Annotated in this window: 18 protein-coding genes; 17 read left to right on the plus strand and 1 reads right to left on the minus strand. The window is 45.2% G+C overall.

Annotated features, from left to right (window positions below; translation table 11 throughout):
- Positions 1-243 precede the first annotated feature (243 nt).
- Positions 244-891, minus strand: coding sequence for a DUF6089 family protein (locus tag ACRBG0_RS26440; protein WP_431489833.1), 648 nt, complete (start codon positions 889-891; stop codon positions 244-246).
- Positions 892-1,088: 197 nt separating this feature from the next.
- Between ACRBG0_RS26440 and ACRBG0_RS26445 the strand changes: the two genes are divergently transcribed.
- The 17 genes from ACRBG0_RS26445 (at position 1,089) to ACRBG0_RS26525 (ending at position 23,517) form a co-directional block, all read left to right on the plus strand.
- Positions 1,089-2,204: a tryptophan 2,3-dioxygenase family protein gene (locus ACRBG0_RS26445; protein WP_431489834.1), complete on the plus strand. Its 1,116-nt coding sequence runs from the start codon at positions 1,089-1,091 to the stop codon at positions 2,202-2,204.
- A gap of 2 nt (positions 2,205-2,206) precedes the next feature.
- Positions 2,207-3,658, plus strand: coding sequence for an aldehyde dehydrogenase (locus tag ACRBG0_RS26450; RefSeq protein ID WP_431489835.1), 1,452 nt, complete (start codon positions 2,207-2,209; stop codon positions 3,656-3,658).
- A gap of 86 nt (positions 3,659-3,744) precedes the next feature.
- Entirely contained in the window at positions 3,745-4,275 is a 531-nt protein-coding gene (locus ACRBG0_RS26455) for a 3-hydroxyanthranilate 3,4-dioxygenase (RefSeq protein WP_431489836.1), read from the plus strand.
- Between the two features lie 27 nt (positions 4,276-4,302).
- Positions 4,303-5,385 carry an amidohydrolase family protein gene (locus tag ACRBG0_RS26460; protein WP_431489837.1) on the plus strand — a complete coding sequence of 361 codons (1,083 nt, stop codon included), beginning with the start codon at positions 4,303-4,305 and terminating at the stop codon, positions 5,383-5,385.
- A gap of 93 nt (positions 5,386-5,478) precedes the next feature.
- A complete protein-coding gene (gene kynU, locus ACRBG0_RS26465; protein WP_431489838.1) occupies positions 5,479-6,747 on the plus strand; it encodes a kynureninase in 1,269 nt (422 codons plus the stop codon).
- Complete coding sequence (locus ACRBG0_RS26470; protein WP_431489839.1) at positions 6,747-8,096, plus strand: FAD-dependent oxidoreductase; 1,350 nt, start codon at positions 6,747-6,749, stop codon at positions 8,094-8,096. The genes kynU and ACRBG0_RS26470 overlap by 1 nt, the downstream gene beginning before the upstream one ends.
- A gap of 4 nt (positions 8,097-8,100) precedes the next feature.
- A complete protein-coding gene (locus ACRBG0_RS26475; protein ID WP_431489840.1) occupies positions 8,101-8,517 on the plus strand; it encodes a RidA family protein in 417 nt (138 codons plus the stop codon).
- A 144-nt stretch (positions 8,518-8,661) separates the two neighbouring features.
- Positions 8,662-9,186: an RNA polymerase sigma factor gene (locus ACRBG0_RS26480; RefSeq protein ID WP_431489841.1), complete on the plus strand. Its 525-nt coding sequence runs from the start codon at positions 8,662-8,664 to the stop codon at positions 9,184-9,186.
- Positions 9,162-10,046 (plus strand): tetratricopeptide repeat protein, encoded by an 885-nt coding sequence (locus tag ACRBG0_RS26485; RefSeq protein ID WP_431489842.1) that lies wholly within the window; start codon positions 9,162-9,164, stop codon positions 10,044-10,046. The genes ACRBG0_RS26480 and ACRBG0_RS26485 overlap by 25 nt, the downstream gene beginning before the upstream one ends.
- A gap of 74 nt (positions 10,047-10,120) precedes the next feature.
- Positions 10,121-12,964 carry a CHAT domain-containing protein gene (locus ACRBG0_RS26490; protein ID WP_431489843.1) on the plus strand — a complete coding sequence of 948 codons (2,844 nt, stop codon included), beginning with the start codon at positions 10,121-10,123 and terminating at the stop codon, positions 12,962-12,964.
- Between the two features lie 231 nt (positions 12,965-13,195).
- On the plus strand, positions 13,196-13,657 hold the full coding sequence (locus ACRBG0_RS26495) for a hypothetical protein (protein WP_431489844.1): 462 nt from the start codon (positions 13,196-13,198) through the stop codon (positions 13,655-13,657).
- A 191-nt stretch (positions 13,658-13,848) separates the two neighbouring features.
- A complete protein-coding gene (locus tag ACRBG0_RS26500) occupies positions 13,849-16,785 on the plus strand; it encodes a T9SS type A sorting domain-containing protein (RefSeq protein WP_431489845.1) in 2,937 nt (978 codons plus the stop codon).
- Between the two features lie 309 nt (positions 16,786-17,094).
- Complete coding sequence (locus ACRBG0_RS26505) at positions 17,095-17,661, plus strand: hypothetical protein (RefSeq protein WP_431489846.1); 567 nt, start codon at positions 17,095-17,097, stop codon at positions 17,659-17,661.
- A 36-nt stretch (positions 17,662-17,697) separates the two neighbouring features.
- Positions 17,698-18,135, plus strand: a complete 438-nt coding sequence (locus tag ACRBG0_RS26510) for a GNAT family N-acetyltransferase (RefSeq protein WP_431489847.1) — start codon at positions 17,698-17,700, stop codon at positions 18,133-18,135.
- Positions 18,136-18,327: 192 nt separating this feature from the next.
- Positions 18,328-20,610 carry an NADP-dependent malic enzyme gene (locus tag ACRBG0_RS26515; protein ID WP_431489848.1) on the plus strand — a complete coding sequence of 761 codons (2,283 nt, stop codon included), beginning with the start codon at positions 18,328-18,330 and terminating at the stop codon, positions 20,608-20,610.
- A 153-nt stretch (positions 20,611-20,763) separates the two neighbouring features.
- Entirely contained in the window at positions 20,764-21,957 is a 1,194-nt protein-coding gene (locus ACRBG0_RS26520; protein ID WP_431489849.1) for a molybdopterin molybdotransferase MoeA, read from the plus strand.
- A 69-nt stretch (positions 21,958-22,026) separates the two neighbouring features.
- Positions 22,027-23,517 carry a vanadium-dependent haloperoxidase gene (locus ACRBG0_RS26525; RefSeq protein WP_431489850.1) on the plus strand — a complete coding sequence of 497 codons (1,491 nt, stop codon included), beginning with the start codon at positions 22,027-22,029 and terminating at the stop codon, positions 23,515-23,517.
- The last annotated feature ends 329 nt before the right edge of the window (positions 23,518-23,846 follow it).

Below are 23,846 nucleotides of genomic sequence, written 5' to 3' on the forward strand. Positions count from 1 at the left end.
AAGGTGTAAAGGTTGGAAAAGTGTAAAGGTGTAAACGTTTCTCGCACTTCGCACTAAAATTCGGGAGAATTTTCCGCACTCCAATCGTACCAACAGATCATACCTTCAGCGTAGGGGTAATCGTACCAGTGCGATTATACATTCACCCCCACACCCCGCACCAAAAGTCGGAATTGGGAAGTCGGAATTCGGAAGTATTCATCGGACTCCGCTCAAAGCACCCCACGCCCTGCCGAAAGAAAACTACCAAGTATACAGTATCCCCAAGCCGCCCAGCAAGTACCAGTCATCTGCATCAGCATTGCCGTTTTCACTGACACCGTCTAGTAGGTCGGAGAAAGTAGCGCGGGTGCCGCCGTGTAGGGTTGCCGAAATATTGGGGTTGACCGTAAAGCGGATACCTAAATCGATAGGAATCACAATTAGAGAACCAGTGTCTTCTTCTGTTTTGAAGATTCCATTACCTGAATAGTTGACGGTTTCATTGGTGAATACCATCCCCAAGCCAAGCCCTACAAAAGGAGAGAAATTGCGAACAAAACGACCGGATTCTTCAAAGCTTTTTTGCCCAAGGATATGCCACTCGGCCTGGAGGGCAACCTCTACGAGCTTGTTCTCCATCGTAATGCCGCGACTGATATTGTAATCCAAATCGCTGCCAGAGATTTTGCCAAAATTCAAGCCTGTTTTAAGGGCTATTTTGGGCGAAAGAAAATTGCGGTATTGCACTCCCGCAGAAAAGTTTAACTGTCCGGCGTTGATCGGAGCTTGGGAAAGGTCTCCTTGATAGGTGATTAACCCTAGGTTTACACCTAAATCATGGTCTGATTGTGATTTCAGACTGGTGATGGTTGCAATGGTTAATAAGAGAATAAGGTAATTTTTCATCATAAGGAAAAGTTGTTAAGAGGATTGTTTTTCAAATAAGAAAGTTACGTTTTTTTAGAGTAGCAATCAACTATGAAGTATAAACTTAATATATAGATTACCGGATTGAAAAAGAGTACCAGCGCTTTACCCCTTATCTTGGAAAAGCGTTATATCTTGGGGCAAAGAAGTGCAGAATAATTGATCGTTAAGGAACTATAATGAGCGAAAAACAGAAGAAATACAGCCCTGTCCATTACCAGCAGTATCTGGGTTTGGACGATTTACTAGGTTCGCAGCGCCCTAGGAGTGGAGAGTTGGAGCCTGAACCGGCTCACGACGAGATGCTTTTTATCATCACTCACCAGAGTTACGAACTATGGTTTAAGCAAATCCTTCATGAAGTAGATTCTGTGGTGGATATGTTTCAGACCAATCGGGTAGATGAACGGAACATGGGAACCTCTGTCGCCCGCTTAAATCGGGTGGTTGAAATCCTGAAACTACTTATCGAACACATCCGCGTGATGGAGACGATGACACCGCTAGACTTTCTGGATTTCCGTAAGTTTCTTTTCCCAGCGTCGGGCTTTCAAAGTTTCCAGTTTAGGCTGGTAGAAAACATGCTGGGGCTGCCGGAAAACGAAAGGATGACCTACAATAATTATCACTACGCTGCCTTTTTTACCAAAGAACAACAAGCAAAACTCGATCATATTTCGCAAGGAAACAACCTGTTTGCAGCGGTTGAGGATTGGCTGGAAAGAACTCCTTTCTTGCGTTTTGGTGACTTCGAATTTTTGGAACATTACAAAGCATCGGTCGAACGCATGGTTGCTCGTGAAGCGGAAGCTATCATGGCCTCTGATTACCTCACGGACAAGGAGAAGGAAATGCGGGTGAAAATGATGGGGAACACGGACCCTTATTTTCAGTCTATTCTCGACCCCCATCAGCATAGTGAAGAAAAGGGCAAAGGTACTTTTCGCCTGAGTTACGATGCGATGTTGGCAGCGCTGATGATTAACCTCTACAACGAAGAACCGTTATTGCAGATGCCATATCGCTTCTTGTTGTGCCTGATTGATATTGATGAATTATTGACCACTTGGCGGTATCGACACTCTCAGATGGTATTGCGGATGCTGGGTCGAAAAACGGGTACCGGCGGTTCTTCCGGGCATGCTTATTTGCGGGAAACCGCCATCAAGCATCATATCTTCACAGACTTGCATAATATTTCTACCCTGTTGATACCACGCTCTGAGCTGCCGGCCTTGCCTCCACGGTTGGTCAAGGAATTAGGCTTTTTCTACACGCAGAAAAACGAGGATTAGGAATGAAACGCTTAGCGAATTTTATCAATGGCCAATTTCAGGCACCAGCCGGTGGAGCTTATCTTCCTGTATTTGATCCATCAAAGGGAAAACCTTATGCAGAGGCACCAGATAGCGATGAGCAAGATGTAGCCTTGGCGGTGAGTGCTGCTAAGGCGGCTCAGGAAAAGTGGGCAAATACCAGCATCGACGAACGCTACCGTGTACTGAACAACATTGCGTTGGGTATTGAAAAAAGAGCAGATGAACTGGCTGCTGCCGAATCGCAAGACAACGGCAAACCTGTTTGGTTGGCTAAACAGGTGGATATCCCGAGGGCATCAGCCAATTTCAGGTTCTTTGCGCAAGCGATTACCCAGTTTGCCAGTCAGTCTCATGATAATGGGCCGGGAGGTTTTAACTACACGCTTCGGTCTCCATTAGGAGTTGTGGTGTGCATTTCACCCTGGAACCTTCCTTTGTATTTGTTTAGTTGGAAAATTGCACCGGCACTGGCGGCTGGGAATGCTGTGGTGGCCAAACCTTCGGAGGTGACGCCACTGACGGCCTATCTGCTGGGTGAAATTTGCCAAGAGGCAGGTTTGCCGCCAGGCGTACTGAATATCCTCCATGGTTATGGCCACAGATTAGGTACGGCGCTTACCAGTCATCCTCAGGTGAAAGCGATTTCCTTTACGGGAAGCACCCGCACGGGCGCAGAGATCGCAAGGATAGCGGCGCCGCTCTTTAAGAAGCTCTCACTAGAGTTGGGCGGCAAAAACCCGAACCTCATTTTTGCCGATTGCGATTATGATAAGATGCTTCGTACGACCGTAAGATCTTCGTTTGCCAACCAAGGGCAAATTTGCCTTTGCGGATCACGCGTTTTTGTAGAAGCACCATTATACGAGCGGTTTAAAAAGGATTTTGTAGAAAAAGTAAAAGCGCTAAAAGTGGGACCACCTACTGCTACCGATACAAAAGTTGGGGCCGTGGTTTCGCAGGCACATTATGATAAAATTCTTTCGTATATTAAACTGGCACAGGAAGAAGGCGGCCGTATCTTATGCGGTGGAGAAGCAGTGAAACTGGAAGGAGAACACGCCGCTGGCTGGTACATTGCTCCTACGGTTATCGAAGGCCTCGCCCATGATTGCCGCACCAACCAGGAAGAGATTTTCGGCCCTGTGGTGACGATCATGCCTTTTGAAACGGAAGAAGAAGTTTTACATTATGCAAACAGCACGGAATACGGTCTTTCTGCCACCATCTGGACGCAGCAACTGGACCGTGCGCATAAGCTGTCTCGTCAGCTCGAAGCTGGGATTGTATGGATCAATACCTGGCTAAAGCGGGATCTTCGAACGCCCTTTGGCGGGGTAAAGAATTCCGGCGTCGGTCGGGAAGGGGGCTTTGAAGCATTACGCTTCTTTACGGAGCCGAAAAACGTTTGTCTGGATTTTGATACTCGTTAATGGTTCCCTGTGACTTATCGGGGCTATACGCCCTCACGCCATTTATGCGAGCTGATCAATAATTTTTGAAGAATAAATAAACAGTTATGTCAAAATTACTGCCCAAGTTTAATTTCAAAGAATGGATTGAGGAAAACCGCCACTTGCTTAAGCCACCTGTTGGCAACAAAGCAGTTTGGGCCAATGGCGAATACATCGTCATGGTTGTGGGTGGGCCCAATGCCCGAAAGGATTATCACCTCAACGAAACCCCTGAGTTTTTCTATCAGGTAGAGGGAGACATCACCCTGAAGGTCATCGACGAAGGGGAGCCCAAAGATATTCATATCCGTGAAGGCGAAATTTACTTACTGCCTTCCAATATCCCGCATTCGCCCCAGCGTGGGCCCAATACGGTAGGTTTGGTGATCGAGCAACAGCGCCCCGAAGGGACCGACGACGGACTCGCCTGGTTCTGTGAAAATTGTGGCAATGAACTCTATCGCGAAGCCTTCACACTGGAAAATATCGAGACGGATATGCCTGTGATCTTTGATCGCTACTATTCTGATCTTTCGCTTCGTACCTGTGACAATTGTGGCACAGTGATGGAACCTCCAACCAAGAAAAAAGCTTAATCAAGCGTTTAAAAATAGCCTCTAACCATGCGTATTAATGGACATTCTCATTTGCTTCCTTATCCGGAACAGGTTCCGGCATTTATGAAGGAAAAAGAGATCTTCTGGATTGATGAAGATCGCAAATTTATGCTGCAGAAAAATTGGAAACGTCCGGTGACAGACTCCAGTTTCTTTTTGCATGAGAAGCTGGAATGGATGGCCAAAAACCAGATCGACCATGCTGTCGTCTTGAACCTATCGCAGTTGTATGGTAATGGTCTGCGGATGGAAGAGATGAAGCAAGTGTTGCGTTGGCAAAACGATTTCAATGCAAAAGTACAGGCCGATCATCCTGATAAGTTTACCTGTGGTTTCGTGATCCACGCCGGCTTTGTGCGCTCGGCCCTTTGGGAGATGGAACGCTGTGTAGAAGAATTGGACCTGCGTGTCTTGTGCCTACCCACTCATTATCTGGATTCTACTGGAACCTGGCGAACCATTTTTGACCCGGAAACCGAACCGATCTTTGAGTTGGCCAACCACTATGGCTTGGCCGTAGAAATTCACCCTTACGATGGTGAGAAATTTATCCAACTGGAGAATACTGCTTGGCGGTTTCACCTAGTGTGGATGCTGGCTCAGTGTGCTGATTCGTACCATTTTTTTACGCTAAACGGGTACCACGAACGCTACCCTAATATGCGCACTTGTTTTGCCCACGGCGGGCAATTGGCTCAGATTAGCCTCGGACGACGTATTCAAGGATTTGATGGCCGCCCCGACCTGTTTGAAGGCAAGGCGCACCCCCGCAAAGCAGTAGGGCACCCTAATATCTTCTTTGATACTTTGGTGCATGATACGCTGTCGCTGGATTTGATGATGAAGCGCAATAAAGGCGCTGATCAAATCATGGTGGGGCTGGACGATCCATATCCTTTAGGAGAAATGGAGAGTACGCCACAATCTTCTTACCCTGGTAAATTGCTGGATTTAGCAGTCGAAGAAGGTATCATCACCCGCGAACAACAGCAAGAGATGTGGGAGGCCAACGTCCTTCGCTGGTTGGGAGCCGATAAAAATGAAGCGATGATGAACCGGATTAGAGGTTCCCAAAAGACACCTGCTTAATGTTGCCCTGCCCTCACTCCCTGCTCCGTAGGATAAGGTTTAAAACCCTATCCTACGGAGCAGCGAAGTATTGAAAATCTCACATTTCTTATTATGACTTACCAACCCACTCGGGAATACGCCCAAAACCAAGACGAGAAAGATCCACTACGTGGGTTTCGGGAACGTTTCCATTTACCTCACCAAGCGAACGGTGAACCCTTTATTTACCTTTGCGGAAACTCGCTGGGGCTGCAACCCAAGTCCACCAAAGCAGCTATTGATCAAGAATTGCTCGACTGGCAAAACCTGGGCGTAGAAGGTCATTTGCATGCAAAGAATCCTTGGTTACCCTACCACGAGTTTTTGACCGAAAAGATGGCCGAAATAGTGGGTGCCAAACCCATAGAGGTGGTGATGATGAATACACTTACGGTCAATTTGCACCTTATGATGGTGTCATTTTATCGCCCAGAAGGAAAGCGTACTAAGATTTTGATGGAAGCCGATGCTTTTCCTTCGGACCGCTATGCCATCAGTTCGCAACTAAAATTTCATGGTTACGATCCTGCTGAACACTTGGTAGAACTCAAGGCGCGTGACGGCGAGGTTTTGATTAGAGAAGAAGACATCGCCCGTGTTTTGGAAGAGCAAGGTGCTGAAATAGCATTGGTGCTGTTGGGCAACACGAATTACTATACGGGCCAGTTTTTCAATATGCCGGAGATTACCAAATTGGCACATGCACAGGGTTGTTTAGTCGGCTTTGATTGTGCTCATGGAGCAGGGAATGTGCCGCTGAATTTACATGACAGCGGAGCTGATTTTGCAGTTTGGTGTTCGTATAAATACATCAACTCTGGCCCAGGAAGTGTATCCGGCTGCTTTGTACATGAGCGGCATGCACATGACAAGGAATTACCTCGTTTTACCGGTTGGTGGGGGCATAACAAAGTTACCCGCTTTGGGATGCGCGATGATTTTGACCCTATTCCTGGTGTTGAAGCTTGGCAATTGAGTAATCCTCCGATTCTATCATTGGCGGCCATCAAAGCTTCCTTGGAGGTATTTGCTGAAGCAGGAATGAACAATCTTCGCCAGAAATCATTAGCACTTACCGGCTACCTGGAGTATTTGGTGGATCAGTTGCCGGGTGGCAAGATCAGTATTATTACGCCCCGTGATCCAGAACGGCGAGGTTGCCAGCTTTCTATTCAGGTGCAGGATGCTGATAAAAGTTTATATGAAGCCATCAGTGCCGCTGGTGTTATTGCAGATTGGCGCGAACCTGATGTGATTCGGGTAGCTCCGGTGCCACTTTACAACACCTTTACGGAGGTCTACGATTTTGTGAAAATATTGGGTGAGAAAATGAGACAGTAATGAACAAAGAACATAAAGTAATTATCATTGGTGCTGGTCTTTGCGGCACTTTATTGGGTATACGTCTGGCACAGAAGGGCTATACCGTAGCGCTTTACGAAAAGCGTACAGACCTGCGGTTGACTACCGAAGAAGGAGGGCGATCTATCAATTTGGCTTTATCCCATCGGGGGCTCATGGCGCTGGATACTGCTGGAATGAGAGAGGAAGTATTGAAATACTGTATCCCGATGCGTGGGCGAATGATCCATTCAATCGGTCAGGATGCCCGCTTTAGCAGTTATAGCGGGCGAGAGGACGAATACATTAACTCAGTATCACGCAGTGGGCTCAACCGAACTTTATTGGAGAAAGCCGATACTTATGATAACCTGCAAGTATTCTTTGAGCATTCGTGTACCAGTGCCGATATTGAAAATGCTACAGCTACCTTTCAGCGTGCCGATGGCACCTTGGTGCAAGTTGCCGGATCGGTATTGATAGGGACCGATGGTGCCGGATCGGTAGTAAGAAGGGCGATGATGAGCCGTTCTTCACGTTTGTTGTTTAATTTTTCTCAGCATTTCCTGCGCAGTGGTTACAAGGAGTTAACCATCCCTCCTGCGCCGGATGGTGGCTACCGAATTGACAATAATGCCCTGCATATTTGGCCAAGAGGAGCCTACATGACGATTGCATTGCCGAATATGGATGGGAGTTTTACGGTGACCATGTTCCATCCTTATGAGGGCGAGGCCGGTTTCAACACCTTAGATACTTTCGCGAAAGTGAAAAGCTTTTTTGAGGAGCATTACCCCAGCTTGTTGCCTCACTTGATTGGTTTACAAGAAGATTACTTTGACAATCCAGTAGGTACCCTGGGCACTATCAAATGTTACCCCTGGCAGGCCTATGGCAAGACCCTCGTTATGGGCGATGCTGCTCATGCCATCGTTCCTTTCTACGGGCAGGGCATGAACGCCGCTTTTGAAGATGTTAGAATTTTCATCGAGACCTTGGAGCAACACGGAGAAGATTGGCCAGCTACTTTTGCGGCCTTCTCAGAAGAACGCCCTGCCAATACAGATGCCATAGCAGACTTGGCCATTGACAATTTTTACGAGATGCAGGATAAGGTAGACGATACCGACTTTATTAAAAAGCGTAGCCTGGAAATGGCGCTGGAAGATCAATTTCCTGATTACTACTCGAAATATTCACTGGTAACCTTCAAGCCGGAGTTGTCTTATGCAGAAGCGATGGTTAAAGGTCGGAAGCAAGATGAGTTTTTGCTAAAGCTGGTTGCAGACAAGGAGGTGAAAGATTTGGATTTGGAGGAGGTATTGAGAGAGGTGCAGGAAAACAAATAAACACATGTCAAACAAAACACTAAAAGACAAAGCCCAACCGCTTGGGAATTATCCCCATGTAAAGCGGGTAGGGGATTTTATTTATGTATCAGGTACCAGTAGCCGTCGCCAAGACAACACCCATGCCGGGGTAATTATTCATCCTGATGGTCGGGTAGACAAAGATATTCGGGCGCAGACCCAGGCGGTAATCGAAAACATCGGAGCGCTACTCAGTAGTATGGATGCTGGTTTGGAACACCTTATTGATATGACCACCTTTTTGGTAGATATGGAGGATTTTAAAGGGTACAACGAAGTGTATGGTACCTTTTTTAATCACGCTACTGGACCTACGCGGACAACCGTTGCCGTACATCAATTACCCCATCCAAATCTATTGATTGAGATCAAGGCGGTGGCTTATAAACCACTTTTTTAAAAAAAAACATCTCATCTACTTACCTTTGATCGTTTTCATGCCATAAACAAGCATTCACTTATGCCTTTTAAGAGGTGGGTTTCTACTAATCGGGGTTGTGAAAAGTTCAAAAGCCATCAGCAATTGTATGAAGGACTGGTGGCTATGGACAATAAAGCAATTCTATGTTTGCAGACTAAAGCGTTACCCATGTTACGCAAAGTAGTTAGTAACATGGGCCTTGATGGGGAAGAAATCGAGGATATTTTAAATCAGAGTACGCTCATTTTTTTACAAAAAATTGAGGAGGGTGCTTACGAATTTAAAGGCCATGCTCCTACGACCTATTTAGTAGAAGTAGCAAAAAGGCTGGCGATGGCGAAAATCCGCCGGAAAAAGCCTGATACGGAATTGCTAGAGAGCCACCATGTAAAGCATTTAAGTGAATATGAAGCTCTGGAGCGCCAAAATGATTCAGCAGCTTTAGTTACCCAATTTTTAAGCCAGCTAGGGAAGGCTTGTGAAAAAGTTGTTCGCTTACACCATATTGATGGTTACAGTGACGAAGAAGTGATAAAGGGAAAATTGACACCCTATTCGACGATCAACTCTTTGAAAATGAAGCGAAGCACCTGTATGAAAAAACTGATCGAAATTGCGACGAAATGGAAGACATCAATAAATACTTAAATGACGATGCCAGCGAGGAAGAACGCGCGGCCGTTGATCGTTTGAGTGAAGGCTTTACTGCGCTTCGAATAAAAGGCAAAGTAAAGGCTGCCGCAGCTGCCCGCGCTCGCGCGAAGCGGCGCCGGAGAAATAATGCTATTGGTCTTGTTTTTTTGTTGTTGACCTTTTTTTTTGCTGTTTGGTTATGGTTCCCAAGGAAGGAGACCGTCTCGTCTCCTTTGACGACGGAAGATGTTTTTGAGCAAGAAAACACCTTGCCATCGGCTCCTAAACCCGTTGAAGAAGAACCTGTTATAGATATCGAAGAAGAAGTGCTGCCAACAGAAATACCCCAGGAAGAAGCGCCTGCAGCTCCTCCCGTAAGGGAGATTCCTATAGCCAGGGCCGAGTTGCCACCACCACCTTATGGTGCTCCTGATACTTATTTACGCGGTCAAAGCGAGCAAAAGGAAGGCAAGGAGTTGTTGGACCAACTCTGGTACACGGGGTATCCCCTCACTGGGCTCAAACCTACCGAAGAATACCTTGCAGTTGATGAACTTCTGAGAGAGCGGACATTCACCACTGCTTATGTCCGGCTGCAACGTTTAGACCGGCAGCTTGCACCCAATGATACCTTGCGTTATTTGCAAGCTTACACCTTGTTGGAAATGGGGCAGGGCCCAGAAGCATTGACTTTACTAGATCAGCTGGAGACGCCCCCTGTTGAATGGCTGCCACAGGTGGAATGGTACCGAGGCCTGGCAAGCTTATTGGCAGGTGAAGAAGCTAAGGCGTTGGCTATTTTTGAAAAAATTGCGAAGAAGATAAATGACCCTTATAAGTTACAAGCCAAAAAGGCTTTGAATTTGTACCAGTAGGTACCCATTTGGCTCTTCCCCGTTTTTTTGTTTTCTTGTGGAATAGGTACACAATAGTACCCGCATTTACCCGTATGAAACCCTTTTCGTCCCCCATTTTGCTCCTGTGCTTACAGGTGCTCTTTCCTTGTGCACTGTTTTCTCAACCAGAGTCAGCAGTTATTCCTGCTATATTTGATAGCCTTATTCAGGTTTCCCGAGATTATACTGCTGAGGCTGCCTTTGATTTGGCGTTTACAGCTTCCGCTGCTGCTGGCGAGGTTGCAGTGGATTGTTGTGGAGAGCATTCCGTAGCTTATGCGAGTTATTGTTTTAATGAAGGCCGAATTCGATACTTTATGGGGCAAAATAAAGAGGCCATCCCTTGGTACATCAACTCAAAAGAGTTGCGGGCTGAATTGTTGGGGACGATGCATCCGGATTATGGGAAAAGCCTCAATAATTTGGCCATCGTATATGATGTGATGGGGGAGTATGGAGAGGCAGAACCTATTTATCAGGAGGTTTTGAATATTCGTGAGCAGAGTGCAGGCCGCGAAAGTGTAACCTTTGCCAACACATTGGTCAATTTGTCGGGCCTTTATTTGAATTTAGGGAATTATGAGCAAGCCGAAGCTTACGGACTGGAAGCCAAGGGTATAAGAGAACGTCTGTTGGGGGACACGCACCCTGATTACGGAATGAGTTTGATCAGCTTGGGAAACTTATATTACCTGACCAGTAATAACGCCAGGGCAAAAAGTCTATACTTAGAAGCGAAAGCCATCTACGAAGCACAAGAAGAGTTGGATTTGTATACTTACATCGATCTACTCCTTAATCTAGGAGCCTTGTATTTTCAATTCAATGAGCTTGAACTTGCCGAACAGTATTACAATGAAGCCGCTAGTTTGGAAAGTGAATATATCGGTACTGATCATCAGGATTATGCGATTATACTCAACAGCCTGGCAGTAATATATGAATATACAGGACGATTAAGCAAGGCGGAGAAAAACTTAAACCAAGCTTTAGCAATTTTGATAGATAACGACCAAGAGAATGGTGTTGATTATGGCTATTATTTGCAAAATTTAGGGGATGTTTATTTTTCTCAAAACAAAATCCAGTTAAGTAAGGATATTCAACAGCAGGCACTAGAGATATTAGCTGCTCACTTGAGTAAAAACCACCCCCGCTATTTACGGGGTTTAAGGGCAATAGCAGAAAGTGAGCAGTATTTGCAGAATTATCAAGCCGCTGCTGATGCGCTTAGAGCATTAGGTGAACTGGAAGAAAAAGGGCTTACCAGCGCTACGCGGCATTTCTCGGAAGAGGAATTGGCTAATTACACCGAAGATTATAAAAAGAACTTATACTATTACTTTGCTTTCGCAGAAAAGCACCCGCCGTTGGCAGACTTGGCTTATGACAAAATAATGGTTTATAAGGGCTTCTTATTGCAGGCAGCTCTCCAGTTAAACCAATTGGCAACATTGGATACGACCACGAATTCAATGTATAAGGAATTGCGGGATATTAACCGGAAGTTGGCAGCGCAGTATGCCTCACCATTAGAAGTACAAGAGAACGTAGAGCACCTGGAAATGGAGGCAGGTTTGCTTGAAAAAGCATTAATCAGGCGTACGGCAGACTTTGGGAACGCAGTACAACAAGTCACCTGGAAAGAGGTGCAAAATCAACTCCAATCAGCGGAAATTGCTATAGAGTTTATCCAGTATCCGAGTGAATCAGGTAATACTCGAAAATCTATGAAATATGCGGCTTTACTATTGACAAAGTTCGCGAAAAAACCGGTGTTTATTCCGTTGTTTTCAGAATCTTCTTTAGATAGTTTGCTTTACAACAAGGTGGAATCCACCTCCGTAATGATTAATTCACTGTATAGTAAGGAGACTCCTGAAAATGTCCTTCACCAATTAATTTGGGAACCTATCTCGAAGGAGATAAACAAACTTGAAAGAATAGAACGTATTTACTATTCTCCTTCAGGTTTGTTGCATCGAATTAATTTGGGGGCTATCCCCACACCTGATGGTAAAACCTTGTCCCGGAAATATGAATTGTATGCCTTGGGCAGTACGCGCCAATTGGTCGTGCCTGGAAGTTCTAAAAATGGAAAAAATCCCCTATCAGTAGCAGCTCTTTATGGGGGGATTAGCTATGGAGATATAAAAGTAGAGGGACTAACTACAACGGAAACAATAAATACAAGTAGGCGTGGAGACCAAGGGGAAATGAATCCTGGAAATACTGATGGATATTGGAAAGGACTTCCCTGGACTGAGGTGGAAATAACTACAGCTAAAGACTTACTTGTTGAAGCAGGGTACGAGACCCAAATGCTGATGAAAGAAGAAGCGACAGAGGCTTCATTAAAGACTTTTGGCGAAATAAGCCGATCACCAGGGATACTTCATTTAGCAACCCACGGCTTCTTTTTTCCTGACCCCGAAGAAATTGCAGGGGAGGATGACTTGGCGTTCCGTGCATCGGAGCGTTCCATGATACGTTCTGGGTTGGTGCTTGCCGATGGGAACTATGCATGGGAAACCGGCCGGCCAAGGAGTCAAGGTGGAGAGGATGGAATATTGACGGCCTATGAGGTCAGTAAAATGGACCTTAAAGAAACCGAATTGGTGATTCTCTCGGCTTGTGAAACAGGCCTGGGGGATATCAAGGGCACAGAAGGTGTCTATGGTCTCCAACGAGCATTTAAAATCGCTGGTGCCAGGTACCTGATCATGACGCTTTGGCAAATTCCTGATTTTCAGGCACAGGCTTTTATGACAACTTTTTATTTAGCTTGGCTTGAGGAAGGAAAAACAATTCCTGAAGCATTTCGGGCAGCTCAGGCTTATATGCAAGCACGCTACCAAGATCCTTTCCTGTGGGCGGGTTTTGTTCTTTTGGAATAAACTTGTTTTCAGAACTTGTTACAAAATTCCCGAATTAGCTCTTAACGCAGCTAATTGTCGCAAGCTCGGCTGAATTGTCGCCCCTCCTCCTAGTTGGGACTGTTTCATCATGAAAATCAAGGGCCAAAACGTATTCTTATTATAAGAAGCAAATAAAAACATCTATGGTACTTACCTTTTAGAGGCCTAAGTACATAAACAGTTAGATTATTCAATAAAACTTTTAAAGAGATGAGCACTTCAAAATTTGATGGTGGAGATAAAAAGAAAATAAAAATAGTTCAACCTAAAGCAGCTGATCCAGGTTTTGGCTTTTTCCTGGAAACGGAGGATGGAACTCCTTTTGGTAGTACGCTCGATATTACCATTACAATTACAGACGATACTGTTACTCCTGCGAGTATCTACATCACTAAAATAGAGGTAACCAACCATGTATATGAGTCAAAGCTGCCAATTATCGCGCCATTTGGGGATCAGAGTTGGCTGAATCCGGCTATTATAATGAAAGAGATTCCTTACAAGGTGGAAGTAGAATTTCTTGATGCCATAACACCCTACACAAGTGAGGCTTCCGGAAAAGTGATGATAGAAGATGGAGCGTTTGAGATTTCTGTAGCAGAATTAGCAGGCCCGCAAACAGCATTGGCCCATATTATTAAGGGTTTTAAAATGTTATTTGGTTTGGACTAGTGCTTTGATGAACAACCAGTTCAGCCGCCTCAAGGGGCCACTAAATGTTGTTGCAATCTCTGGTGATAAAGGTACACTGACCTTTTGGGCACAGGTGATACTTCAGGGATAATATCAAGGATTTTAAAACATGGATTCAAAATGTTATTTTGTAACAACGTTCACCTAATCTTATATTAAAAAAACTAATTATGAAGATTTTTACTCTTTTAAACTCCTTTATCCACCGGAGCCATGCGCTGTTGTTGGTCTTCTTCCTTGTTGGGACGATGAGCCTTCAGGCTCAAACGCCTAAAGTTGCCTTTGTAGGTGCTACCCGAACCAGTAGCCCCGATGGGTTTTCTTTTGTGGCAGGGGAGGCCATCGCTGAAGGAACGGTTATTTACTTTACCGATGAAGAATGGCGCTCTGCATGTAGTGCCTTCCATTTTGATAACCTCTGTGAGGTTGTTGACGATGGAGAGCCTTACCTGGTCTATACGGCCCCAACAGGCGGCCTAGCTGCAGGAGCAGTGGTGTTTATTAGTGAAACTAGTGCCAATGTATTTGCGGTAACGGGAGCAGGAGGCAGTGTAGTATTAGCGGGTAACGGCGGTTTTACTTTGTCGGCCAGTGATGTTCTTTTTGCATTTGATACTTCTAACCCAGCTGATCCATTGGATAACGTTAGTGAAATCTACGCTGCCTTGAATCTCACGGATGTATTTGACGGCACTGACCTTATCGGCGATGATCCTCGCATGGATTTTCCCAATGCCGTAGTGACAATATTGAATGCTTCTGACGGAGAATACAACCCCAGTTTACGAGGTAACCCAGTAGATGCAATGGATTTGATGAACGTATCGAACTGGAGTATTCCTACTGCTCCGACCAACTTGGCTTTGTCGACGGTTCCCTTTACGGGAGGGGTTGATTTGAGTAGTGGCTGTACGCCGGTGATTAATGGAGTTACCGTTGTTGAATGCCCAGATACCCCTAATGGAATTTTTACGCTTAGTGTAGATGGTGCACTCAATGGCGCCGATTCCTGGGGGATAACGGATGGCGACGGCACGCAATGTGGTTCCTACTTTCCACAATTAACTTTTACCGAATCTTTTTCGTCGAGCTTTCTTCCTCCTACTGCCGAGTTTGTTATTTTTTCTATAGGATCATGTCAAGCGGAACAAGTTTGCTATAGCTTCGTTCCGTCAGAACTTCTTGGTATACCTGTGTTCAGCCTAGCTACGACAACATATAACGAATTAGATGGCATCCAAACAGGTTTGGGTGGTGCCACTCCTATCGGTGGTACCTATAGTGGGCCCGGTGTCACGGACGACGGCAATGGTATGACCTTTTCCTTTGATCCGGCTGTAGCGGGTGTAGGAGTAAGTAGTATTACTTACACTACTAGTAGTGGAGCCTGTGGTAGTAACTTTAGCACCTCCGTATCAGTATCCGTGGTAGCACCTTCTATCACGTTTCCTGGCCTGGGAACCGTTTGTGAAGATTCCGGTATCCAAACCATTACTGGTGGCGCTACCCCTGTCGGTGGTGTTTACAGCGGTAGCGGTGTCACGGATGGTGGCAATGGTACCTCTTTTTCCTTTGATCCTAGTATTGCAGGCGTAGGATCAACCAACGTAAACTATGCGATAGGTAGTTCCACGGCTAGTAGCACGCTCACAGTGGCTGCGCTGCCAACCGTCACCTTCACCAGCAGCATTAGCACCGTCAGTGCAGATGCTGGCGTACAAACCGGCGTGAGCGGTGGCGCCCCTGGTGGTGGTGTCTATAGCGGAAATGGCGTCACGGATGACGGCAATGGTACCACTTTTAGCTTTGATCCAGCTACTGCTGGCATAGGCGAAAATGTCATTACCTATACTTATACCGACGGCAATGGCTGTACCTCATCACAAGGTTCAATAATCACCGTCACTCCCGCAGTTGCTTTGACGCTCTCATTGAGTGATATATGTAGCAATGCTGGCACACAAACCGGCCTGGGAGGAGGAACACCAGCAGGTGGTGTATACAGTGGTGCCGGTGTTACGGATGACGGAAATGGTACTTCTTTCAGTTTTGATCCTGCTGCCTCTGGCACCGGAGAAATCTCTATATTTTATACCATTGGTACTAGTGCAGCTTTTTCTATCATTACCGTCAATGCATCGCCAACAGTAACTTTTGCCAGCAGCTTAAGTATTATCGGCGTCGATGCTGGCCTACAAACGAGCTTGTCGGGCGGTAGCCCTGCGGGTGGTGTCTATAGCGGCCCTGGTGTCACCGACGAAGGTAACGGTATGAGCTTCTCCTTTGATCCGGCCGCTGCGGGTACTGGCGAAGTGATCGTTACTTATACTTTCACGGATGGCAATGGTTGTTCGGATAATCAGAGTGATGTGATTACGGTGGAAGACGCTCAACTCTCCGGCGATATTTGTCCGGATGCAATTGATATCGACTTCCTTTTTGACGGTCCTTTGAATGAAGCCGTTGTATCTACTGTTCAAGATAATACCGGCTATAATGCCGATAATGATCCTGGTACTGGTTACGAGTGTTGGTTTGGTGATGCGCCAGTGCTCAACAATACCATCTGGTATGCCTTCACGGGTGATGGAGAGAAGTATGGCATTCGTTCTATTCAGTGCGATTCCATCAACCCAATGACCAACACAGATACGCAGTTTGCGCTCTACAGCGGTGATTGTACGACCCCTACCGCTGTTGCCTGTAACGACGATGAAGACTTTGATAATCAGGTATACAACTCCTACATGGAAATCGTTACGGAGCCTGGTGTAGATTACCTCTTGATGGTAGATGGCTACGTAGCCGCTGCGGACTACGCTGCCATTGGCACTTTCTGTCTGGAAGTGACACTGTTGGAGTCAGTAGGCGTCACGAACTTGGTAAATACCGACTTAAAAGTGTACCCTAACCCTACGACCGGCGAGGTACAGTTACCTCTGTTAGATATGGAACGGGTAGAAGTCTATAATGCTACCGGGCAATTGGTGTTAAACCATATATCCGTAGAAAGTACCATTGACCTTGCAGCACAGCCTGCTGGATTATACTTGCTGAAAATCTACGCTGATGGAGTAGTTTATTCTTCAAAAGTGGTGAAGCAGTAATGTTTTTCCTTCTCTGACAATTTTTGTGGTCAAGCTAAAGCAAGAATAGTAAGCGACTGTTAAGGAGCGTCATTCTGGTTTTCGATTGACTTCAAACACAAAAATTGCCAGAGAATCATGTTTTTTTTGTGAGAAAAGTATGAAAACTCGCCAAGTCATTGGACTTGGCGAGTTTTTTTTTGCTTTACAGTAAGTTTTTTTAAAAAAATGCTATTTATCACTTACCTCCAGAGGTTGTTTCGACATTTAGTAAAGTAGACTGGATCTTGCATCTGTTTATGGTCAGTTTTTGTGTTAACTTAACTACTCATGAAAAATACGCTCTTTATCGGCTTTTTTATATTAAACTGTTCGCTTATCGTGAATGGACAAAATGCCAGTTTGATAACCAATGGAGCCTTTAACGGCAACCCTGCTTTTACGGCTTGGGACATCCAAGAGGTTGAGCGTACTACTATCAGCCAGTTACAGGGGGGGAATCCTGGTGGCTATATTTGGTTGAATCACCAAGGAGGAAACACGGACCCTGCGGTGGAACAAGAAATCTACGGATTAACGATTGGTAAGCAATACACCATTACTGGCGATTACCGTGCGGGTAAAGACGCTGAAAATAATTGTCAGTGTATGGGGACCCAGGTATTGGCAATCGATATTGATGGTAAAGAAATAGCGACGTTTCCAATGCCAGAGCACCCCAGCCAGTGGGTACAATTTACAGCTACATTTACTGCCAATAGTACAAATCATCGAATCCGCTTCCGCGCTGAAATTAATGGAACAGATGGAGATGTTGCGTTAGATAATATCAGTGTCGTGCCTAAAATGGCAGACTGGTATCAATTAAAAAAAGCGGTAGACGATAGAGGTAGGTAGGGTTGTTTTTTTCTACTTTTGAAAAAAAATGCCCTTATGATTCGCCCATTCCAGATTGCAGATACAGCATCCCTTCTTCAACTCTTTCAATGGAATACGCCCAAATATTTTGGAGAAGAAGAAGTGGCGCACTTTGAAACTTTTTTAGCGAGCAACCCATCCGACTTTTTCGTAATGGAGCAAGATGGAATTATTGTTGGCTGTGCAGGCTATGGTTATAAGCCAGATAGCTGCACCGGGCAGGTTTCTTGGTTTGTTTTTCATCCCGACTATCAGGGGCAGGGCTTGGGTAGAAAAATCCTGGATTTTTGCCTGGCGCAGTTACAAGCACATAAGGATATTGAAAAAGTTATTGTTCGTACATCGCAATTAGTGGATGGTTTTTTTAGTAAGGCTGGCTTTAAAACAATCTATACGAAAAAGGATTATTGGGCACCTGGCTATGATTTGTATACCATGGAGCTTGTTTGTTAGTGTCGGATGTAGGAAATGAGAAATGTTCATTGAAAAGATACCCCATCAGCTAAGCAGGATCAGCAACTAAAAATTATGCCTACCGTTTTTTAAGCAGCAATTAGACCTATATTTGCGGCCCTACAGAAAACAACTTTCTTTTGGATTGTATGTTTCGTAGACGTATTACCTAACTGACGAAATTCTTAATCAATGGATATCAAGCAAGAAGCATTACATTATCACGCAAAAGGAAGACCCGGAAAAATTGAAGTCATTCCCACCAAAGAAACGGCCAATCAGCGGGACTTGTCTTTGGCTTATTCTCCTGGGGTAGCCGAACCTTGTCTGGCGATTGAAAAGGATGTCAATGATGTTTACAAATACACGGCCAAGGGCAATCTTGTAGCCGTTATCAGTAATGGTACAGCCGTGTTGGGCTTAGGTGATATTGGCCCTGAAGCAAGTAAGCCCGTCATGGAAGGTAAGGGGCTTCTATTTAAGATTTATGCTGATATCGATTGTTTCGATTTGGAACTGGATACCAAAAATGTTGACGAATTTATCCGTACGGTAAAGCTGCTGGAGCCAACCTTCGGTGGGGTTAATCTAGAAGATATTTCTGCACCTGATTGTTTTGAGATCGAAGAGCGCCTCAAAGAGGAGCTGAATATCCCTGTAATGCACGATGATCAGCATGGTACTGCTATCATCAGTGGGGCTGCATTACTAAACGCACTGGAAATTGTAGGTAAAGACATTAGTGAGGCACGCATTGTTGTAAATGGTGCTGGTGCTTCCGCAATTTCCTGTACTCGTATTTATGTTTCCTTAGGTGCTAAGAAGGAAAATATTTTTATGTACGATAGTAAAGGGCTCATCCACCCGGATCGTGATAACCTTGATGGTAAAAAACCAGAGTTCGTCAATGGCTCGATGCCCGCAGATACCTCTTTGACCGATATTCTTAATGGTGCAGATGTCTTTATTGGCTTGTCTCGTGGTAATGTTTTGAACAAGGAGATGATCAAAGACATGGCGGCTGATCCTATTATTTTTGCGATGGCCAATCCTACGCCGGAGATTAGTTACGAAGATGCTACTTCTGCCCGCCCAGATTGTATCATGGCTACAGGTCGTTCTGATTATCCTAATCAGGTGAATAACGTGCTTGGTTTCCCCTTCATCTTTAGGGGAGCACTGGATGTTCGCGCTTCAGAAATTAACGAAGAAATGAAGCTTGGTGCCGTCAGAGCTTTGGCTGATTTGGCAAAGAAGCCAGTGCCGGAAATTGTTAACCTGGCGTACAGCAGCACAAACCTGACTTTTGGCAGAGATTATATTATCCCTAAACCTGTTGATCCTCGTTTGATCACTACCGTTGCACCAGCGGTAGCCCGAGCGGCAATGGATTCAGGTGTTGCCAAACATCCCATTTCTGATTGGGAGGATTATGAACTGGAACTTGCTAAACGCTTAGGTAACGACAATACTTTATCGAAAATTATTGAAACCAAAGCTCGCCAGGATCGCAAACGGGTTGTTTTCGCAGATGCGGAAAACGTTTCGGTATTGAAGGCAGCTCAGGTGGTTATTGAAGATAAAATTGCAGAACCAATTCTGTTGGGTAACCGGGAAGTAATAAGAGCTATTACGTTTGAACACAGCATCGAAATTCCGGAAACGATCCGTATTGTTGATCCTCGGAACCCCATTTCTGAGGCAGAAAAGATTACGCTCAACACTTACATTGATCAGATGTATGAGAAACGAAAGCGTAAAGGGGTCACCATGCTGGAGGCCAAAGAACAGATGCTGGATAAGAACTACTATGGTGCCATGATGGTGGAAACGGGAGAGGCCGATGCCATGATCAGCGGACTGAGCAGGAAGTATCCCAACACCCTGCGTCCTGCTTTACAGATTATTGGCCCCAGAGAAGGGGTGAACAAAGTGGCGAGTACCCATATCTTACAAACGCGTTTTGGGCCACTTTTCCTTGCCGACACAACAGTCAATCATTTCTTGAGCGCGGAAGATATCGCTGGTATCACGGAATTGGTTGCAGAGCAAGTTGAGACCTTCAATATTACGCCTAAGATAGGACTGGTAACCTACTCTAATTTTGGATCTGTTCCCAACGGAGAGTCGGCTACTCTAATGCGGGAAGCCACTGCAATCATCCATGAGCGCCACCCTGATTGGAAGGTTGATGGGGAAATGCAGGCACATATGGCGTTGGATCCAAAGTTGCGACAGAAGTATTACCCTTTCTCAAAATTGGGTGACGAACGGGCGAATACCCTTATTTTCCCCAGCCTTTCGGCTGCTAATATTGCTTATAACTTATTGGGCAATGCTGCAGGTATGGACATTATAGGCCCTGTTATGTTGGGGCTTAAAAAACCCGTACACATCCTTCAGATCGGTGCCAGCGTTCGGCAGATTGTAGATATGGTAGGAATTGCTGCAATTCATGCGCAAATGATTGATTAATAATTTTGATGTAAATACTGGCTCGTAAAAGGGAGTGTAAAAAGTAGCATGCTTTTTACGCTCCTTTTTTACTAAATCATCATAGGTGACAAATGTTCTTTTTCCTATTGGGCTTAGTTTTTAACTTTGTGAGGAATAACAGCAGAAATACCCATGATTAGTCTTGCCGAAGCCTACCAAATTGTCCAGGATAGTACTCGCCATTTTGGCGTTGAAACGATTCCACTAGCGCAGGGTATTGGTCGAGTTTTACAAGAAGATTGGCACGGAGATAGGGAATTGCCTCCTTATGACCGAATTACAATGGACGGTATCGCCATTCATTATGATACCGCCGTTCAATCAGATCATTTGCCTGTAGCAGGTATTGTTGCCGCAGGTGATCCACAATCAGAACTTTTTGATGCTACTCAATGTCTAGAGGTAATGACCGGAGCGGTATTGCCGTGTGGTTGTGATACCATTATTCGTTATGAAGATGTTGAAATTGCCGATGGTGTTGCCCGTATTAATGCGCCCTATAAAAAGGGGCAAAATATTCACTATCGGGGAGAAGATAGAGCCAAAGGTGAATTGTTGGTGACCAAAGGCACGTTGCTTTCTGCCAGTGAAATTGGCGTTGGTGCAAGTATAGGAAAAGCACTCATCAAAGTTTCTCGCTTACCTAAGACCATTATCATTTCAACAGGTAACGAGCTGGTTGAGGTTGATGAGCAACCAGCAGCTCATCAGATTAGGCGTAGCAACGTTTATCGATTGCAAGCAAGTTTGCAAAGTTTTAATGTTCCTGTAAGTACAGCGCACTTGATTGATAACGAGGAGGTTGTTTTTGAAAAACTACAAGAATACTTGCGGGATTTTGATGTGCTTATATTGAGCGGTGGAGTGTCTAAAGGCAAGTTCGATTTTTTGCCAACAGCACTTGATCGTTTGGGGGCTACCAAATTATTCCACCGGGTAGCCCAGCGCCCAGGGAAACCTTTTTGGTTTGGCCAGCATAGTGAATTGGAAGCAACGATTTTTGCTTTACCTGGCAATCCGGTTTCCTCTTTTATGTGTTCCCAGGTGTATTTACTGGATTGGATGCGCACATCATTGGGGGAACGTATTCCTGATCGTCCTTGTGGTATTCTCCAAAGTGATGTAGAATTCAAACCTGATCTGACCTATTTTTTAGAAGTAAAAATCAGCTACGATAAGAACGGCCGCATTCTTGCTCATCCTAAAAAAGGGCATGGATCCGGTGATTTGGCTAACCTTTTACATGGTGATGCTTTTATTCGCCTGGAAAGGGGGCAGACTCATTTTGCTGCCGGTACTGTTCATGAATTATTCTTTTATCGATAATTATTGATTAATATTTAGAATGGCCAATAGCATAAAAAATGCGGTCATTTATTTTAACCACCTTGAATTATGAAAAACTACTTTTTTCTACTTGTGATGCTCTTGGGGCTACTGGTTTCCTGTAGTAATTCCGAGTCAGAGGGTACTGATGGGGCTGCTGATACAATGGAGGAGCCAAAAGGGGCAGAAAATGTCGCTTACAAATGGAGCCAGATGGCTATTTTGGGAACTGCTAATGATACCGATAGATTCAAGCCTAGACCAACAATCACGTCTCGTTACTTGGGCTTGATTTTTGTGTCTATTTTTGATGCATGGTCGTGTTATGATGAAAAAGCGACGCCTGTTTATCTCAGTGGTGTAGAACGCCGCCCTGATGCAGAACAGAATTTGAAAAACAAGGAAATTGCTATCAGCTATGCTGCTTATGGAACATTAAGTGAGTATTATTTCACAGATAAGGAAATTTTCGCTGATTACATGCGGGAATTAGGCCTTGATCCAGATGATATGTCTACCGACCCAACAACACCTGTGGGTATTGGTAACCTTGCTGCGAAAGCGGTTATCGAAGCTCGTAAAGGTGACGGTTCTAATCAGTATGGTGAAGAAGAAGGCTCTAATGGCCAGCCTTATTTCAACTATGTTGGTTATGCTCCGGTCAATTCAGCTGATGAAAATGTTGACCCTAACCGTTGGCAGCCTAAGTATTTTGCTGATGGCAAAGGAGGTCGCTTTGCACCGGAATGTTTGACGCCTTACTGGGACAAAGTACAGCCAGTAGCCTTGAAGTCTGGCGATCAATTCCGCCCTGGCCCTCCTCCGATGATCGGTTCTGAGCAGTTGGAAGCAGAGGTGAAAGAAGTAATGGAACTTCAAGCTAGTCTCACCGATAAGGATAAAGCACTCGTTGAGTTTATGCGTGATGGGCCTCAATCTGTACAGCAGGCTGGCCACTGGTTGAAGTTTGCCCAGGAAGTTTCTGTTCGTGATAATCATACCCTTGATGAAGATGTGAAAATGTTCTTTTACAATCAGGTGGTTGCAATGGATGCCTTTATCGCTTCTTGGGATTCGAAGATGTTTTATGACTACGCACGTCCGTATGCATTGGTACACAAGTACTATGAAGATCAGAAAATCAAAGCATGGGGTGGTGAAGGAAAAGGGTTGATAGAGATGGACGGACAACAGTGGCGCCCTTATTCTCCTGAGACCTTCTTGTGTCCTCCTTTCCCTAGTTATACTTCTGGTCATAGTACCATTAGTGGTGGCTGTGCTGAGGCCCTTAAGCGCTGGACAGGTAGCGAGGAGTTTGGTAGCAGCGTTACCCTTGTAGCGGGTGCCCTGACAGAGCCAGACAACCTAGGTGATACCGTAGTAATTGAATTTCCTACATTCACAGAAACAGCCGAAATGGCTGGTTGGTCGCGTGTAATGGGCGGCTACCACATTCAGGCAGATAACGTTGCTGGCCTTCAGTTAGGCCGTGATGTTGCTGATGAAGTATGGAAATTCTACCTCAAGCACATCGGTGAAACGGAAACAAAGGAAATGTAACAATTAACGCAAGATAATCAAAACAGGCTCCAAGGATTTTACCCTCGGAGCCTGTTCTGTTTAACGAAACACCATTTTACACTTTTCAAAGTCGGAGACCGGAAGTGGGAATTCGGACGTATTTGATGCGATAGGGGAGGAACCCAACCAACAACAAATCCCAAACCATCTAGCCAACGAACCATCAAACCGAACATGTGATATAGGCGTAGGTACAACCGACGCCGAACTGAGAAGTCAGAAGTATTTGATTCCACTAGGGGCTACTAACCAACCCTTACACTCTTACACTTACCCAATTTTTACACTTTTCAAAGTCGGAGATCGGA

This window comes from Lewinella sp., from assembly GCF_050633125.1.
GTDB lineage: Bacteria > Bacteroidota > Bacteroidia > Chitinophagales > Saprospiraceae > Lewinella.

Coding starts and splice junctions, on each gene's coding strand:
- ACRBG0_RS26440 (WP_431489833.1), bottom strand. CDS start 891: ATGATGAAAAATTACCTTATTCTCTTATTAACCATTGCAACCATCACC.
- ACRBG0_RS26445 (WP_431489834.1), top strand. CDS start 1,089: ATGAGCGAAAAACAGAAGAAATACAGCCCTGTCCATTACCAGCAGTAT.
- ACRBG0_RS26450 (WP_431489835.1), top strand. CDS start 2,207: ATGAAACGCTTAGCGAATTTTATCAATGGCCAATTTCAGGCACCAGCC.
- ACRBG0_RS26455 (WP_431489836.1), top strand. CDS start 3,745: ATGTCAAAATTACTGCCCAAGTTTAATTTCAAAGAATGGATTGAGGAA.
- ACRBG0_RS26460 (WP_431489837.1), top strand. CDS start 4,303: ATGCGTATTAATGGACATTCTCATTTGCTTCCTTATCCGGAACAGGTT.
- kynU (WP_431489838.1), top strand. CDS start 5,479: ATGACTTACCAACCCACTCGGGAATACGCCCAAAACCAAGACGAGAAA.
- ACRBG0_RS26470 (WP_431489839.1), top strand. CDS start 6,747: ATGAACAAAGAACATAAAGTAATTATCATTGGTGCTGGTCTTTGCGGC.
- ACRBG0_RS26475 (WP_431489840.1), top strand. CDS start 8,101: ATGTCAAACAAAACACTAAAAGACAAAGCCCAACCGCTTGGGAATTAT.
- ACRBG0_RS26480 (WP_431489841.1), top strand. CDS start 8,662: ATGGACAATAAAGCAATTCTATGTTTGCAGACTAAAGCGTTACCCATG.
- ACRBG0_RS26485 (WP_431489842.1), top strand. CDS start 9,162: ATGGAAGACATCAATAAATACTTAAATGACGATGCCAGCGAGGAAGAA.
- ACRBG0_RS26490 (WP_431489843.1), top strand. CDS start 10,121: ATGAAACCCTTTTCGTCCCCCATTTTGCTCCTGTGCTTACAGGTGCTC.
- ACRBG0_RS26495 (WP_431489844.1), top strand. CDS start 13,196: ATGAGCACTTCAAAATTTGATGGTGGAGATAAAAAGAAAATAAAAATA.
- ACRBG0_RS26500 (WP_431489845.1), top strand. CDS start 13,849: ATGAAGATTTTTACTCTTTTAAACTCCTTTATCCACCGGAGCCATGCG.
- ACRBG0_RS26505 (WP_431489846.1), top strand. CDS start 17,095: ATGAAAAATACGCTCTTTATCGGCTTTTTTATATTAAACTGTTCGCTT.
- ACRBG0_RS26510 (WP_431489847.1), top strand. CDS start 17,698: ATGATTCGCCCATTCCAGATTGCAGATACAGCATCCCTTCTTCAACTC.
- ACRBG0_RS26515 (WP_431489848.1), top strand. CDS start 18,328: ATGGATATCAAGCAAGAAGCATTACATTATCACGCAAAAGGAAGACCC.
- ACRBG0_RS26520 (WP_431489849.1), top strand. CDS start 20,764: ATGATTAGTCTTGCCGAAGCCTACCAAATTGTCCAGGATAGTACTCGC.
- ACRBG0_RS26525 (WP_431489850.1), top strand. CDS start 22,027: ATGAAAAACTACTTTTTTCTACTTGTGATGCTCTTGGGGCTACTGGTT.